Annotated in this window: 14 protein-coding genes and 1 pseudogene; 6 read left to right on the top strand and 9 right to left on the bottom strand. The window is 64.0% G+C overall.

What is annotated here, in order from left to right; translation table 11 throughout:
• On the bottom strand, positions 1-2511 hold the full coding sequence (gene ligD / locus NKI46_RS07065) for a DNA ligase D (protein ID WP_352595243.1): 2511 nt from the start codon (positions 2509-2511) through the stop codon (positions 1-3).
• A gap of 11 nt (positions 2512-2522) precedes the next feature.
• Positions 2523-3389 (bottom strand): non-homologous end joining protein Ku, encoded by an 867-nt coding sequence (gene ku / locus NKI46_RS07070; RefSeq protein ID WP_352595245.1) that lies wholly within the window; start codon positions 3387-3389, stop codon positions 2523-2525.
• 345 nt (positions 3390-3734) lie between these two features.
• Here ku and NKI46_RS07075 point away from each other — a divergent pair, with 345 nt between their 5' ends.
• From NKI46_RS07075 to NKI46_RS07085, 3 genes are all read left to right on the top strand, one after another.
• Positions 3735-3884, top strand: a complete 150-nt coding sequence (locus tag NKI46_RS07075) for a hypothetical protein (protein WP_196813601.1) — start codon at positions 3735-3737, stop codon at positions 3882-3884.
• Positions 3885-4063: 179 nt separating this feature from the next.
• Positions 4064-4489, top strand: coding sequence for a thiol-disulfide oxidoreductase DCC family protein (locus NKI46_RS07080; protein ID WP_031199395.1), 426 nt, complete (start codon positions 4064-4066; stop codon positions 4487-4489).
• Between the two features lie 63 nt (positions 4490-4552).
• On the top strand, positions 4553-4807 hold the full coding sequence (locus tag NKI46_RS07085; RefSeq protein WP_023744857.1) for a hypothetical protein: 255 nt from the start codon (positions 4553-4555) through the stop codon (positions 4805-4807).
• On the opposite strand, the gene NKI46_RS07090 is transcribed toward NKI46_RS07085, so the two are convergent.
• Entirely contained in the window at positions 4770-5231 is a 462-nt protein-coding gene (locus NKI46_RS07090; RefSeq protein WP_023755312.1) for a RidA family protein, read from the bottom strand. The genes NKI46_RS07085 and NKI46_RS07090 overlap by 38 nt on opposite strands.
• A gap of 235 nt (positions 5232-5466) precedes the next feature.
• Between NKI46_RS07090 and NKI46_RS07095 the strand changes: the two genes are divergently transcribed.
• Positions 5467-5835 (top strand): YciI family protein, encoded by a 369-nt coding sequence (locus tag NKI46_RS07095; protein ID WP_023744856.1) that lies wholly within the window; start codon positions 5467-5469, stop codon positions 5833-5835.
• Between the two features lie 7 nt (positions 5836-5842).
• Positions 5843-7087, top strand: a complete 1245-nt coding sequence (locus tag NKI46_RS07100; RefSeq protein WP_286489111.1) for an RNA polymerase sigma factor — start codon at positions 5843-5845, stop codon at positions 7085-7087.
• A 9-nt stretch (positions 7088-7096) separates the two neighbouring features.
• Here NKI46_RS07100 and NKI46_RS07105 read toward each other — a convergent pair whose 3' ends face one another.
• The 3 genes and pseudogenes from NKI46_RS07105 to NKI46_RS07115 all read right to left on the bottom strand — a co-directional run bounded on the left by NKI46_RS07105 (position 7097) and on the right by NKI46_RS07115 (position 9689).
• Positions 7097-7723 (bottom strand): glutathione S-transferase family protein, encoded by a 627-nt coding sequence (locus NKI46_RS07105; RefSeq protein WP_023755939.1) that lies wholly within the window; start codon positions 7721-7723, stop codon positions 7097-7099.
• Between the two features lie 200 nt (positions 7724-7923).
• A complete protein-coding gene (cysK, locus tag NKI46_RS07110) occupies positions 7924-8898 on the bottom strand; it encodes a cysteine synthase A (RefSeq protein WP_023672045.1) in 975 nt (324 codons plus the stop codon).
• Between the two features lie 177 nt (positions 8899-9075).
• A pseudogene (locus NKI46_RS07115) lies at positions 9076-9689 on the bottom strand (LysE family translocator).
• Between the two features lie 179 nt (positions 9690-9868).
• Here NKI46_RS07115 and NKI46_RS07120 point away from each other — a divergent pair.
• Positions 9869-10774, top strand: a complete 906-nt coding sequence (locus NKI46_RS07120) for a hypothetical protein (protein ID WP_155927230.1) — start codon at positions 9869-9871, stop codon at positions 10772-10774.
• 24 nt (positions 10775-10798) lie between these two features.
• On the opposite strand, the gene NKI46_RS07125 is transcribed toward NKI46_RS07120, so the two are convergent.
• From NKI46_RS07125 to hrcA, 3 genes are all read right to left on the bottom strand, one after another.
• Positions 10799-12148, bottom strand: a complete 1350-nt coding sequence (locus NKI46_RS07125) for a PQQ-dependent sugar dehydrogenase (RefSeq protein ID WP_352745470.1) — start codon at positions 12146-12148, stop codon at positions 10799-10801.
• Positions 12149-12253: 105 nt separating this feature from the next.
• Positions 12254-12454: a hypothetical protein gene (locus tag NKI46_RS07130; RefSeq protein ID WP_023692948.1), complete on the bottom strand. Its 201-nt coding sequence runs from the start codon at positions 12452-12454 to the stop codon at positions 12254-12256.
• A gap of 36 nt (positions 12455-12490) precedes the next feature.
• Positions 12491-13576, bottom strand: coding sequence for a heat-inducible transcriptional repressor HrcA (gene hrcA / locus NKI46_RS07135; RefSeq protein WP_023681233.1), 1086 nt, complete (start codon positions 13574-13576; stop codon positions 12491-12493).
• Positions 13577-13718: the final 142 nt, after the last annotated feature.

Consider the following 13718-nt stretch of genomic DNA (forward strand, 5'->3'; position numbering starts at 1 on the left):
TCACCCCCGCTTCAGCACCTTCGCCTGCTCGAAGAAATCCGCCCACGGATCGGCCTTCTCCAATTCCTTCAGCGTCGTCTTGTCGCCGATCGGGAAGGAATTCGGCGCCAACCCTTTTTCAACCTCCGCCCACGTCACCGGTACCGAGACCGTCGCGCCCTTCTTGGCGCGGGAAGAGTAGGGCGCGACGGTGGTCGAGCCCCTGCCATTGCGCAGATAGTCGACGAAGATTTTTCCGGTGCGCGCCTTTTTCGACAGCGTCGCCGTGTAGCGGTCGGGCGCGGCCTGCTCCAGCGCCTTGGCGAAATCATGCGAGAAGGTTTTGACCGCCTCCCATTCCGCCGACGGCTTCAGCGGCACCAGCACGTGATAGCCCTTGCCGCCTGACGGCTTGACGAAATTCGGCAGCGACAGATCGTCGAGCTTGCCTCTGATGTCGAGCGCGGCCTCGCGCACCGCCTTGACGTCGACGCCTTCGTCGGGATCGAGATCGAAGATGATCTGATCCGGCTTTTCCAGCTCATCGATCTTGCAGCCCCAGATGTGGACCTCGACCACGCCGTACTGGACCAGAGCGGCAAGGCCGTCGAAATCGCGGATGAACAGGATTTCCTCGCCATCGGTCGGGTCCTTCATGCGGGCAATCTTGTCGCTCATGCCTGCCGAAGCATGTTTCTGGAAGAAGCGCGGACCGCCGATGCCATCCGGCGCCCTGACCAGGCTGAGCGGCCGGTTGACGATGAACTGCTCCATGCGCGGCCAGACCAGCGCGTAGTGTTCGAGCAAGTCCTGCTTGGATATTTTTTCCTCGGGCCACAGCAGCTTGTCGGGATGGGATAGTTTTACGCTGGTCGTGATCGTCGCGGGCGCCTTAGCCCCGGCGGCCTTGCCGGCGCCGCCTGCCGCCGGCTTTGCCTTGTTTGCCGCCTTCGATGGCTTTTCCTGCACGACTTCCTCCGCCGGCTTGTCCTCGCGCAGTCCCTGGAACGACGCGTGGCGTATTATACGGTCCGAGGTCCAGCTGCGGAACTCCACTTCGCCGACAAGTTCGGGCCTGACCCAGACCAAACCCTTGCCCTTTGGCACCGCGGCGGCAAACGGCGAGGCGTCTGCCTTCAGCGCATCGAGTTTTTTCTTCAAATCGGTGGCGCTCCTGGCTGTGAAGCCCGTGCCGACGCGGCCGGCATAGTGGAGCTTGCCGCCCTCGTGGTAGCCGACCAGCAGCGAACGCAGGCCGCGGCCGGTCTTGTCCGAGGGCAGATACCCGCCGATGACGAATTCCTGGCGGGCCGTGCATTTCGACTTCACCCAGCTTGGGCCACGGCCGCTGCGGTAGGGCGCACCGGCGCGCTTGGAGACGATGCCTTCGAGGCCCATGCGGCAGGCGTGCTGCAGCATGATCTTGCCGGGCTCGGCGAAATGGTCGCTGAAGCGAACAGCGGCATTTTCGGCCGTCTCGCCGAGCAGCTCCTGCAGCGCCTGCTTGCGCTCGACCAGCGGCTCGCGGCGCAAATCCTTGCCGTCAAGCCGCATCAGGTCGAACACATAGTAGGTGAAGCGGTCGGTTCGATTGGCGGAGAGATCCTGCTGCAGCAGCGAGAAAGACGAAACGCCGCTGTCGGCGAGCACGACGATCTCGCCGTCGATGATGGCGTCGCTGCATTTCAGCTGGGCCAGTTCCGCGACGATCTCGGGGCCGAATTTCTCCGTCCAGTCGAGGCCGGTGCGGGTCAGCAGCCGTACCTCCGTGCCGGCGATCTGCGCCTGCATGCGGTAACCGTCGAATTTGACCTCATGCAGCCAGTCCTCGCCGGGCGGCGCCTCGCGCTCCAGCGTCGCCAGTTGCGGCTCGACGAAGTCGAGGCGCTTGCCGGCTTTCGCCTTGCTGGATGCCGCAGGCTTGTTGGAGTGCCAGACCTTCGGCTTCTTGCCGTCGGCGGTCTTGCCTTCCGCGACCTCTTCGATGGTCAGGCCGGACTTCACCGATTTCGGTGCGCCCTTCAGGATATCCTCGCCGGGGCGGGCGGCGGCATCGTCGGATTTGATCAGCAGCCAGTTGTCGCGCTTTTCGCCCGGGCGGGGTCTTAACCTGACCAGATGCCACCGCCCATTCAGCTTCTGGCCGTTGAGTTCGAAGTCGATATGGCCCTTCTTCATCGCCTTGGCGGGGTCGATCTCTGGCGTCCATGTGCCTTCGTCCCAGACGATGACGGTGCCGCCGCCATACTCGCCCTTGGGAATGGTGCCCTCGAAGCCGGCATAGTCGATCGGGTGGTCCTCGACATGCACGGCCAGCCGCTTTTCGTGCGGGTCGAGGCTCGGGCCTCGCGTCACCGCCCAGCTCCACAACACGCCATCATGCTCAAGGCGGAAATCATAATGCAGCCTGGTCGCGTCGTGCTTCTGGACGACGAAGATGCCGCCGGGCTGCTTGCCGCGCGCGACCTTGCCCGCCGGCTCGGCCGTCTTCTTGAAATCGCGCTTGGACTGATATTGTTCGAGGCTGGCCACGGCGCCGACCCTCAAGCCGACTTGCGCTTGGGCGCAGAAGCTTTCGCCTTGCCGCTTTTTGCCGCCGGCTTGGCCTTCTTCGCCGGGCCTTCCGCCTGGCCGCCATCGGACAGGCTCTTCTTCAGCGCGTCGAACAGATTGACGACATTGGACGGCTTGGGCGCGGCCTGCGCTTTCGGAGCCTTCTTGCCGGCCTTCTTGGCGCGGATCAGTTCGAGCAGCGCGTCCTCATACTTGTCCTCGAATGTCGACGGATCGAACTTCCCCTTCTTCTTGTCGATGATGCGTTCGGCCATATCGGTCATCTCCTGGTCGGTCTTCACCGCCTTGATGTCGCCGAAGATGCTCTCCGGCTCCCGCACCGTGTTGCCGTAGCGCAAGGTGGTCAGCACCATGCCTTTGCCGCGCGGCTCGATGACCACGGGCCGCTCGCGGCTATAGAGCACGACGCGCGCCAGCCCGGCCATCTTCTTGTCCGCCATGGCATCGCGAATGACGGCAAAGGCCTCCTCCGACACCTTGTCGGCGGGCGTGACATAATAGGGCGTGTCGAGATAGATCTGCTCTATCGAGGCTTTGTCGACGAAGCCATCCAGCGCCATCGTGTGCGAGGACTCGATCTGCACCGCTTCGATCTCTTCGTCCTCGATATGGACGAACTCACCGGGGCTCACCTCATAGCCCCTGATCTCGTCGCCATCGCCCAGCGGCTTGCCGGTTTCAGAATCGACATAGATGCGCTTGACCGTGTTGCCGGTCTCGCGGTTGAGCACCCGGAACGAAACTTTTTCGGCGTGGGTGACGACGTTGGTCAGTTCGACAGCGCAGGTGACCAGCGACAGTTTCAGATAGCCCTTCCAGGCGGGGCGAGGTGCCATGGCGAACTCCTGCGCGATGCGGTTCAAGCGAGAACGGGCAAGGCCCGTTCCGGTTCCGGGCGCGCAGCCAGGGGCATTTCGGCAGCGAGCATGGAAATTTCGAGAGGCTCGCCAAATCTGAAACAGAACCGCGCTCAAGCGACATCCATACGAAACATATGTGATGCAAAAGTCACAATGCCGGAAATGGCGACGAACCACACCGAAAGACCCCCAAACAGCCGCATTCCGGCCACGAAGCATGGGGTTTTCGACCAAAGATTAACATCGTGTTCACCGACTATTCACGCCTCGACGCTATGATCCCCGCAATCGGACGGGACATCCGAAAATCGGGACAGGGACTTGAGTAAAATGAAATTCTGGGGCCACATCGCCGGCTATGCCGCCGCCATCCGTGAGTTCATCGCGCCGACCTATCGGCCGGAGCGCTACTACATGCGCGGCCCGGGTCCGGCCTGCGCCCGTCGCGGCAGCTCGCTCGGCGCGCATTGATCATGACATTCGAAACGCGTCACGACAGCCGGATCTGCAGACCGGAGGCCGATCCCCGCGCAACCACCTATCGCGCCGAGCGCCCCGCGCTGGCCGCGAGAAGCCGTGCGACAACGCCGCGGCTTTGATCCCGCTGCCGGCGGGCTTAGTGTCTGAAGACACAAGCTGCCGGACGTCCCGTGACTTCTTCTCCTGAACCCTTCGATGCCAGCCAGCCATTGATCGTTTTCGACGGCGTCTGCGTGCTGTGCTCGGGCTTCGTACGCACGGTGGTCGGGCTCGACCGCAAAAACCGCTTCCGCTTCGCCACGGCGCAGTCGCCCTTCGGCGAGGCGCTGTTCCAGAGATACGGGCTGCGCACCGACAGCTACGAGACCAATCTGGTCCTTGTCGGCGGCGCTCCCTTCATGCGGCTGGACAGTTTCATCGCGGTGATGGCCGAACTCGGCTGGCCGTGGCGGGCGGCGAAGGCCCTGCTGCTCATCCCGCGCCCCTTGCGTGACTGGCTCTACGAACGCATCGCCAAAAACCGCTACGCCATGTTCGGCCGCAAGGACAGTTGCGAGATCCTGTCCGCCGCGATACGTGCGCGCGTGATCGGCTAATCGCCTGTCACCCAAAAGTGACCTCGGTTCCGGGAAAACGACATACGCAAAAAGAGCGGCGCCATGAGGCTTCTGGTCGTTGGCGGCTATGGCATTTTCGGCGGCCGCATCGTGCAATTGCTGGAGAGCGAGCCACGCCTGATCCTGCTCGTCGCCGGGCGCTCACTGGCCAAAGCCGAGGCCTGGTGCAAAACCCGCACCGGCGCGGCGCCGCCGCTCGTGCCGACGCGCTTCGATCGCAACGGCGACGTCGCGCAAGGCCGGCCTGTTCGTTCGCGCCTCAGTCCGGCAGCGCCGCGACGGCGACGATCTCGATGACGATGTCTGCCTGGGCAAGCGCTGCGACGCCGATTACCTCCGAAGGCGGCGGATTGTTGTCGCTGCAATGCTTCGGACAATGCTCGGCGAAAAGCGCGTCCAGCACGTCGAGACGAAAATTAGGCGAGCTGAGGACGCCGCCGTCGGGAAATGGCCCTTTGACGAAAAAGGTCAGCCTGATGAGATGGTCGAGCCCGCTGCCAAGTTCTTCCAGATCCGATTTGATGTTGCCGAGAACTTCCCGCCACTGCGCCGCGGCATCGCCGGCGAAGCCGCCACCCTTCTTGCCGGCCGGATCGTAGTCAGCCGATGTCGCGGTGTTGCCGCAGAGATAGACGGTGCCTTTCGCACCGCTGACGACCGTGCCTTTGCCCCATGGCATCAACCGGCCGTTCTTGAATTTCTTGTGGGTCACGAGTTCCATTCTCTTCTCCCACGCCTCGTGTGACGTGCCCGCCAACGACAGAGGATAGTGCTGTGCGGAGCCACGGCCAGTCCGCTGCCGGTCATCCGCCAGCAGACGAAGGAACATCTGGTCCTTGCGAAATCTCCTGGCGGAGGCGAAAGTTTTTTCTGAAGCCTGTCGAAATCGGCCGCCGCCGCGCGACATACGTCTGGCCCCGCTAGGACGCGGCCTTCGAAACCACGGGAGAAGACCCATGCGATACATGCTTTTGATCAACAGCGACGAAGCCGCGCAGGCGAACACGCCAATCGAGAAGGCTCAGCAGATGAGCGCAGCATATGCCGCCTATACCGAAGCGTTGAAGAAATCCGGCGCATGGCTCGCCGGCGAACGGTTGCGCCCGACCCAGGCGACCACCTCGGTGCGGATCACAGACGGCAAGACCAACGTGATCGACGGCCCCTATGCCGACACCAAGGAGCAGCTTGCCGGCTTCTACATGATCGAGGCGGCCGATATCGATACCGCCATCGAGTGGGCGGCGCGCTGTCCGGCGGCGAGCGCCGGCACGGTCGAGTTGCGGCCGATCTGGGAAATGGCCGACTACATGCCCAAGAAATGAAACCGTGATGGACAATCGCCCGGAGATCGCGCGGGCGGCGGCCGAAGCGGCCGCCCGGCAGAGTTACGGCAAGCTGGTCGCCTGGCTAGCGGCGCGCACCCGCGACGTGGCCGGCGCCGAGGACGCGCTGGCCGAGGCCTTCGCCGCGGCGCTGGAGCGCTGGCCACAGACCGGCGTGCCCGACAAGCCGGAAGCATGGCTGCTGGCCGTGGCGCGCCGGCGGCGCGTCGACGCGGTGCGCCGTCGGCTGACCAGCGAGGCGAGCCGCGACCATCTCAAGCTGATGGCCGAGGAGATGGAGGCGAGCATGGAAGACGAAGACCTTCCCGACGAACGTCTCAGGCTGATGTTTGCCTGTGCGCATCCGGCGATCGAAGCCAGCGTGCGGGCGCCGCTGATCCTGCAGACGGTTCTGGGTTTCGACGCGGCGACGATCGCCTCGGCCTTCCTGGTTTCGCCGGCGACGATGGGCCAGCGTCTGGTGCGCGCCAAGAGCCGCATCCGCGAGATCGGCATTCCGTTCCGCGTGCCGGATCGCGCCGAACTCGGCGAGCGGCTGGGAACGGTGCTGGAAGCGATCTACGCGGCTTTCGCCGAAGGCTGGACCGACCCGGCAGGGACCGAGACGAGAGCGCGCAATCTGGCGACCGAAGGCATCTGGCTCGGGCGGCTGGTGGCATCGCTGATGCCGGACGAACCGGAAGCGCTCGGCCTGCTGGCGCTGATGCTGTTTGCCGAGGCGCGCCGCCCGGCGCGGCGCGATGCGGCTGGAGATTATGTGCCGCTCGCCGAACAGGATTGCCGTCTTTGGGATCACGCGCTGATCGACGAAGCCGAGGCGCTGCTGGGCCACGCCGCCACCATGGGCGTCATCGGCCGCTACCAGCTCGAAGCGGCGGTACAATCGGTGCATGCGACGCGGCGACGGACCGGCCAAACCGATTGGGCGGCGATCCGTAACTTCTACGATGCGCTGTCGGCGATATCAGGCTCGCCGGTGATTTCGATCAACCGCGCCGTGGCGATTGCCGAGGCCGAAGGGGCGGCGGCAGGACTGGCGGCGCTCTACGTGCTGGGCGACGACAAGCGGCTCAACGACTATCAGCCCTATTGGGCCGCTCGCGCCGGCCTGCTGGCCAGGCTCGGCAATGCGGCGCAAGCGGTCGAAGCCTATGACCGGGCGATCGGCCTTGAACGCGACCCCGCCGTGCGCCGCTTCCTGCAGGCGAAACGGGCGATCCTGCGAAATTGAAGCGTCCGTTCAGGCCGGCCACATCTCATGCGTGGTGTTGAGCCGTTTCATCAGCGGATGCGCGCGCAGCGCCGACCATAAGCGTTCGATGTTCGGCCAGTCGGCTCGCGCCTTGTCCATATCGGGGTGCCAGGCCACCAGCATGACGAGGTAGACGTCGGCCAGCGACATCGCGTCGCCGACCAGCCAGCCGCGCCCCTCGAGGGCTGCATCGACAATGGCGAAGCCGCGGTCCATCTCGGCAATGGCTGCCTGCTTGACGGCTTTCTTGCCGTCGGCATCGGTGGTGTAGCGATGGGCATAGTAGAGGCGCAGGATGGCGGGGTAGAGCACCGATGACATGAACGCCATCCAGCGCAGGAAACCGGCGCGATCCGGCGATCCGGCGGCCGGCGCCAGACCCGCCTCCGGATGGCGCTCGGCAAGCAGGATGCAGATCGCCGCCGATTCGGTTATCGATTGACCGTTGGGCAAGGTCAGCACCGGAACCTGGTTCAACGGGCTGATGTCGAGGAAAGCCGGGTCCGGCGGATCCTTCTTCGGCACGTCGATCTGGTCGAATTGCGCGTTTGCCAGCGCCAATGCGGCCTCGACGACAAAACCGCCGCTGCCTGGGCGCGTGTAAAGCTTGTACATGTGATTCTCCCCCTGCCCGCGCGAAGCAGGCCGGGGCGATTTGACCCTGAAGCCGCCTCCCGCTCAAGCCGGTGGCGGACGCCACGGCCGGGTTTTCTGCGGTCCAGCCATGAGACTTCCGATGTCGGAGGGACAGCACCCCCCGATGCCCGGCAGGGCAGAGGGGGGTGCGAAGGATCGCCGCCTATCCAGTTAAGACGTTAAGCCCCCAGCCCGTCGAACAGGATCGTCGACAGATAGCGCTCGGCGAAGGACGGGATGATCACCACTAGGTTCTTGCCCTTGTTCTCCGGCCGCGACCCGACGGCGATGGCGGCCTGCAGGGCAGCGCCCGACGAGATGCCGACCGGCACGCCTTCAAGGCGGGCGACGAGGCGGGCGTTGGCGACCGAATCCTCGTTGGAGACCTTGACGATCTCGTCATAGATCGAGGTGTCGAGGATCTTGGGCGCAAAGCCGGCGCCGATGCCCTGGATCTTGTGCGGGCCGGGCTGGCCGCCCGACAGCACCGGCGAGGCCTCCGGCTCGACGGCGACGACATGCACCGAGGGCTTGCGTTGCTTCAGCACCTGGCCGACGCCGGTGATCGTGCCGCCGGTACCGATGCCGGCGACGAAGATGTCGACCCCGCCATCGGTGTCGTTCCAGATCTCCTCAGCGGTGGTGCGGCGGTGGATCTCCGGGTTGGCCGGGTTTTCGAACTGCTGCGGGATGACGGCGTCGGGCAAGGTGGCGGCCAGCTCGTCCGCCTTGGCGATGGCGCCCTTCATGCCTTTCGGCCCTTCCGTCAGCACCAGTTCGGCGCCGAGCAGCGCCAGCATCTTGCGGCGCTCCACCGACATGGTTTCGGGCATGGTCAGTATCAGCTTGTAGCCCTTGGCGGCAGCGGCGAAGGCGAGCGCGATACCGGTATTCCCGGAGGTCGGCTCGATCAGCGTCGTCTTGCCGGGTTTGATCCGGCCCGACGCTTCCAGCGCCTCGATCATCGAAACGCCGATGCGGTCCTTGACCGAGGCGATCGGATTGAAGAATTCGAGCTTGGCAAGAAGGTTGGCAACGACGCCCTTCTCCTTGGCGAACTTGTCGAGCCGCACCAGCGGCGTGTCGCCGATCGTCTCGGTGATCGAGTTGTAGACACGGCCGCGGCCGGGCACGCGCGCGGAAGGCTTGTTCATTGGTTTCGCTCCCAAATCAGATCAGGCAATTGGCGTCGGCGGACAGAATAAGGCTTTCGCCCGCGCAAGATAGGCTGCCGGCCGAAAATATCGAGTGGGCCGCTTGCTGAAAACGCTTGCCTTCCGAAGCCGCATTTCCGGATGGACCGATCGGCGGAATGAATTGCCTGAACCGATCTACTGACGTGCGGCAATGGCTGCGGCCGCGCCCACCATGAAGCCAGCGGCGGTGCGGTTCAGCGCCTTCAGCGCGGCGATTTCAGGAACCAGCGCGCCTTGGCGGCCAGCGCCAGATAGGGCACAAGCACCACGAAGAGCACGATAACGGTGAGCGCGACCAGGATGCCGTAGTCGGCGAGCGTGATGGTCTTCAGGTCGACGATGGTCGGCGTGATGGCGAGGTAGAAGATCATCGTCTTCGGGTTGCCCAGCGTGACGGTGAGGCCGGCAAGGAAGCTCGATACCAGGCCGCCCTTGCCTTTCCTGGCCTCGACAGTCTCGGGCGTGATCCCGGCCGTCCAGAAACGCCAGCCGAGGAAGGCGAGATAGGCGACGCCCAGCCATTTGATGACGAGAAACACCATGCCGAAGCTTTGCGCGACAAAGGCAAGGCCGAGCACCACCGCGGTGAGATAAATGAGGTCGCCGAGCATCAGGCCGAACGACATCGCCAGCGACGAGCGGAAGCCGGATCCGAGCGCCCGCGCCACAAGCGCGGTGACGCCGGGGCCGGGAATGGCGGCGGCGATGCCCAGCGCAGCACTATAGGCAAGGAAGCCGGTGAGGGTCATGACGGTCGCACCTCGTGAAACGACTCTGATGCCATGAAAAGCCTGCAACGGCAAAACGGATTCGATTGCGCCAAGCAGGACATGAAAGCCGGTCATCATCGCCTGAAAGCGAGAGATGGTTCACTTACGCCTCGAAGGCGGTCGGCTATCTCGCATGGCTCCGAACGGCAGGAGCACCCATGTTAGCCAAAAGACTTCACATCCAGCTCATGAAGTGGATGCCCAACAACTATTCCGAAGCACGCGGTCACGTCCACGAGCTGGAATGGTATCTGTGGTTCGAGGGGCGTCAGGCTTTCAGCCTGTTCGACAAGGGCGATAGCGATGTCGTTCCGCAGACTGGATATTTTACCGACAGCCGGGACCCTGGCGCTCACCCCATTCGTCCGATGATCTATCCGCTGGTAGTCAACAACCGGTTCAAGGTGCGACTGGTGGCGATGGAGCGTGACGGACCGCAAAAGATAGACCCCGACGACACCGCCAAAGGCGAATTCTACATCGACCTCGACACCAAATATCCGCCGGTCTCCGACTGGCGCATCATCCCTGCCGATCCGCGCAGTACCGACCTCAACGTGGAAGCGTCGTTCCAGCTGCAATGGCTGGACTATGTCGATACCGCCGAGATTGCCGAGGATGGCCCGCCACGCATCATCGACAAGTCCAACTATCCCTATCCGTGGGGCGCCAATGTGATGGTGTTCGAGCACTGGCTCGGGCTTGGCCGCAAGGCGCCGCTCAAACTCATCGACCCGAACCGCGCTTCGCGCCGCGAATACTGGATGATCAATGGCAATGCGGCCCGGCGCATGGTGCAGGACCTCTATCGCTTCAACGTCAACCAGCTTGGCGTCGCCAACGACACCATCAGCAGTGTTTACGTGCCGAAGCTCAATGCCGGCCACGTCACGGTGACGCTTTACGAACACGATTTCAGCGACGGCCGCTTCGCGCAAGGGGCGAAGAAGTCCTTCGGCTCGGTCGGCCTCTTCAATCTCAGGGATACCGGTTTCGATGACCGTGTCTCATCGGCCGAGGTGATCCATACCTATCCCAAGGTGATCCATCGGGACGTGCATTAGGGCCGGATTGCGCTGTTCGCCGGCTCAGGACGGGCCGTCGACATGGGTGATGCGCCAGATGGTGCCGTTGCCATCCTCGGTGACGATAAGCGCACCGTCCCTGGCCACCGCGACGCCGACCGGCCGGCCCCAGACGGCGTCGTCGGAGAGGACGAAGCCGGTGATGAAATCCTGGTACTCGCCGGTCGGCTTGCCGTCGCTGAATCTCAGCCGCACCACCTTGTAGCCGGTCCTCATACCACGGTTCCAGGAGCCGTGCAGGGCGACGAAGGCGTCACCCTTGTACTCTGCCGGGAAATTGCCGCCGTCATAGAAGGCGATGTTGAGCGGCGCCGAATGCGCCTGCATCAGCACGTCGGGCACGGTGACCGAGCCGGCGAGGTCTGGGCGCGCGCCCTCGTGACGCGGGTCCTCGTTGGCGCCGATATAATACCAGGGCCAGCCATAGAAGGCGCCGTCCTTGACGGAGGTGGCATATTCGAACGGCACATCGTCGCCGAGACCGTCGCGCTCGTTGACGACACACCACACCGCGCCGGTCGCCGGCTGCACGGTCATGCCCGAACAATTGCGCAGGCCGGTAGCGAGGATGCGGCCATTGTTGCCGTCGGGGCCGAAGGCCAGCACGTCGGCACGGCCATCCTCGGAACCCCAGGTGGCGCCGAGTGGCTGTGATTTTGCCCAGGCGTCAAGGCCGCTATTCGGTGCCTTCCCCATGCCCTCCGCGACGTTAGATCCGGAGCCGACCGAGAGATACAGCGTCTTCCCGTCCGGCGAGAAGGCGATATCGCGGGTCCAGTGGCCGCCGGTAGGGATGTCGGAGACAATCGTCTCCGGTTCGCCGGAGGCTTTAAGGTCGCCGTCGCGATAGGCGTAGCGGACCACGCTGTCATTGTTGGCGACGTAGACCCATTGCGGCTTGTCGCCAGGCGGGTAGAAGGCGATGCCATAGGGCTGGTTGAGATTGTCGGCAAAAATGCCCTCTTCGGCCGGCTTCGCGCTACCCTTGGCCAGCCGATAGACGCGGATCTGGTTGGCGTCACTGTCGGCGACGAACAGGTCGCCGTTCGGCGCCACGCGCACGACCCGCGGATTGGAAATGCCGGAAGCAACCAGTTCGGCCGAAAACCCAGGCGGCAGGACGGGCTTCGCGCCCTCGGGCCGATCGCCAAGGCCGGCGCTGTTGGAGGCGGATTCGGTGATGTTGGGCTTTTGCAGATCATCCGGCCTAATCAGCCGGCGCACACCTGGCTTGTCGGCCTTCCAGTCGCCGAAAGCGTCCTTGCCGGTCAGCAGCAGTTGATCAGCCTGCTGGGCGAAGGCGCTGGTGGCCAGAAGCAGGGCAAGGCCTGCGAAGCCGGCAATCCGGATCATGCTGTTCTCCTCGAACTCGCGCCGTCGGCGCGTCACGACAAGGGAGATATTGTGCGGCCGCCGCAAAAGAGAAGCGTGCGCGCGCAGATTCGACGAGAGAACCGCTCAACTTTCCTCTTCGACGTCCAGATCGTCGTCGAGACGCTTTTCCAATTCGACAAGATCTTCCGGCAGCGGCAATCCCATGGCGCGCATTTCGCGCAGTTTTTCGCGCAGCTGCTCCTGGATTTCGTGCTCGTCCTCCGGCTGGTTGACCATTTCTTCGAGCAGCATGCTGATCTGGGCCTTGAACGATTCAAGCGCCATTCTGCGCCCTCCTTTACGGTGATCACGGCTTCGGAATTATCTTAACATCCGGGTAATCAATTGGGCCGTGTAGTCGACCATCGGCACGATGCGGGCATAATTCAGCCTGGTCGGGCCGATGACGCCGAGCGCGCCGACGACGCGGGCGTCCTTGTCGCGGTAAGGTGCCACGACCAGCGACGAGCCGGAGAGCGAGAACAGCTTGTTTTCCGAGCCGATGAAGATCCGCACGCCGGGGCCGTCCTCGGCGAGGTCGAGCAGCTGGATCAGCCCGTCCTGCGTCTCCAGATCCTCGAACAGGTGGCGCAGCAATTCGATATCGGCCTGGGCGGTGACGTTTTCGAGTAAATTGGCGCGGCCGCGCACGATAAGGCGCGCCGGCAGGCCGCTGTCGGCGCCGGCCCACACCGCCAGGCCTTTCTCGACCAGGTCCTGCGACAACGTGTCCAGCGCTGCCCTGGTCTCGTCCTTGATGCGGGCGATCTCGATGCGCGCCTCGGCGAGCGTGCGGCCCCTGATATGGGCGTTGAGGAAGTTGGAGGCCTCGTGCAGCTGCGAGACGGTGATGCCGGCCGGCAGGTCGACGACGCGGTTCTCGACATCGCCATTCTGCGACACCATCACCGCCAGCGCCTTGGTCGGCTCGAGCTGGATGAACTCGATGTGCTTCAGCGCCACCTCGTTCTTGGTGGCGAGCACCAGGCCGGCGCCGCGCGACATGCCCGACAGCATCTGGCTGGCCTCGGTCAGCATGTGTTCCAGCGTCGCGCCCGAGCCGGAGGCGCGCACCTGCGCCTCGATGACCCGGCGTTCCTCGTCGGAGAGATCGCCAAGCTCCATGAAGGCATCGACGAAGAAGCGCAGGCCGGTCTGGGTCGGCAGGCGCCCGGCCGAGATGTGCGGGGCATAGATCAGGCCGAGATGCTCGAGGTCGCTCATCACGTTGCGGATGGTGGCCGGCGACAGCGACGACGGCAGGATGCGCGACAGGCTGCGCGATCCCACAGGCTCACCGTCCTTCAAATAGGATTCGACGATGCGCCTAAAAATGTCGCGCGAACGCATGTCGAGCGATTGCAGCGCGGGCGCCAGCAGACTGGGTTCGGTGACTGCCTTGGTCATTCGAGCCAAAAACCTCCGGCCCAAGGATATAGACTTCCATCGCTCCCGCGCAACCCGGCGTCTATATGGGGCCTTTTCCTTTGCGCCATGGGCTGCATGCGTCTACAAGCCGCCGACGCAACCGTAAAAAGAACAGAAAGAG

Source organism: Mesorhizobium sp. M0615 (assembly GCF_040320805.1).
Classification (GTDB): Bacteria; Pseudomonadota; Alphaproteobacteria; order Rhizobiales; family Rhizobiaceae; genus Mesorhizobium.

Excerpts from the sequence above, each read along its gene's own strand:
- ku (WP_352595245.1), bottom strand. The coding sequence starts at position 3,389 with ATGGCACCTCGCCCCGCCTGGAAGGGCTATCTGAAACTGTCGCTGGTC.
- NKI46_RS07090 (WP_023755312.1), bottom strand. The coding sequence starts at position 5,231 with ATGGAACTCGTGACCCACAAGAAATTCAAGAACGGCCGGTTGATGCCA.
- NKI46_RS07125 (WP_352745470.1), bottom strand. The coding sequence starts at position 12,148 with ATGATCCGGATTGCCGGCTTCGCAGGCCTTGCCCTGCTTCTGGCCACC.
- NKI46_RS07095 (WP_023744856.1), top strand. The coding sequence starts at position 5,467 with ATGCGATACATGCTTTTGATCAACAGCGACGAAGCCGCGCAGGCGAAC.
- NKI46_RS07120 (WP_155927230.1), top strand. The coding sequence starts at position 9,869 with ATGTTAGCCAAAAGACTTCACATCCAGCTCATGAAGTGGATGCCCAAC.
- cysK (WP_023672045.1), bottom strand. The coding sequence starts at position 8,898 with ATGAACAAGCCTTCCGCGCGCGTGCCCGGCCGCGGCCGTGTCTACAAC.
- NKI46_RS07105 (WP_023755939.1), bottom strand. The coding sequence starts at position 7,723 with ATGTACAAGCTTTACACGCGCCCAGGCAGCGGCGGTTTTGTCGTCGAG.
- NKI46_RS07085 (WP_023744857.1), top strand. The coding sequence starts at position 4,553 with ATGAGGCTTCTGGTCGTTGGCGGCTATGGCATTTTCGGCGGCCGCATC.
- NKI46_RS07130 (WP_023692948.1), bottom strand. The coding sequence starts at position 12,454 with ATGGCGCTTGAATCGTTCAAGGCCCAGATCAGCATGCTGCTCGAAGAA.
- hrcA (WP_023681233.1), bottom strand. The coding sequence starts at position 13,576 with ATGACCAAGGCAGTCACCGAACCCAGTCTGCTGGCGCCCGCGCTGCAA.
- NKI46_RS07100 (WP_286489111.1), top strand. The coding sequence starts at position 5,843 with ATGGACAATCGCCCGGAGATCGCGCGGGCGGCGGCCGAAGCGGCCGCC.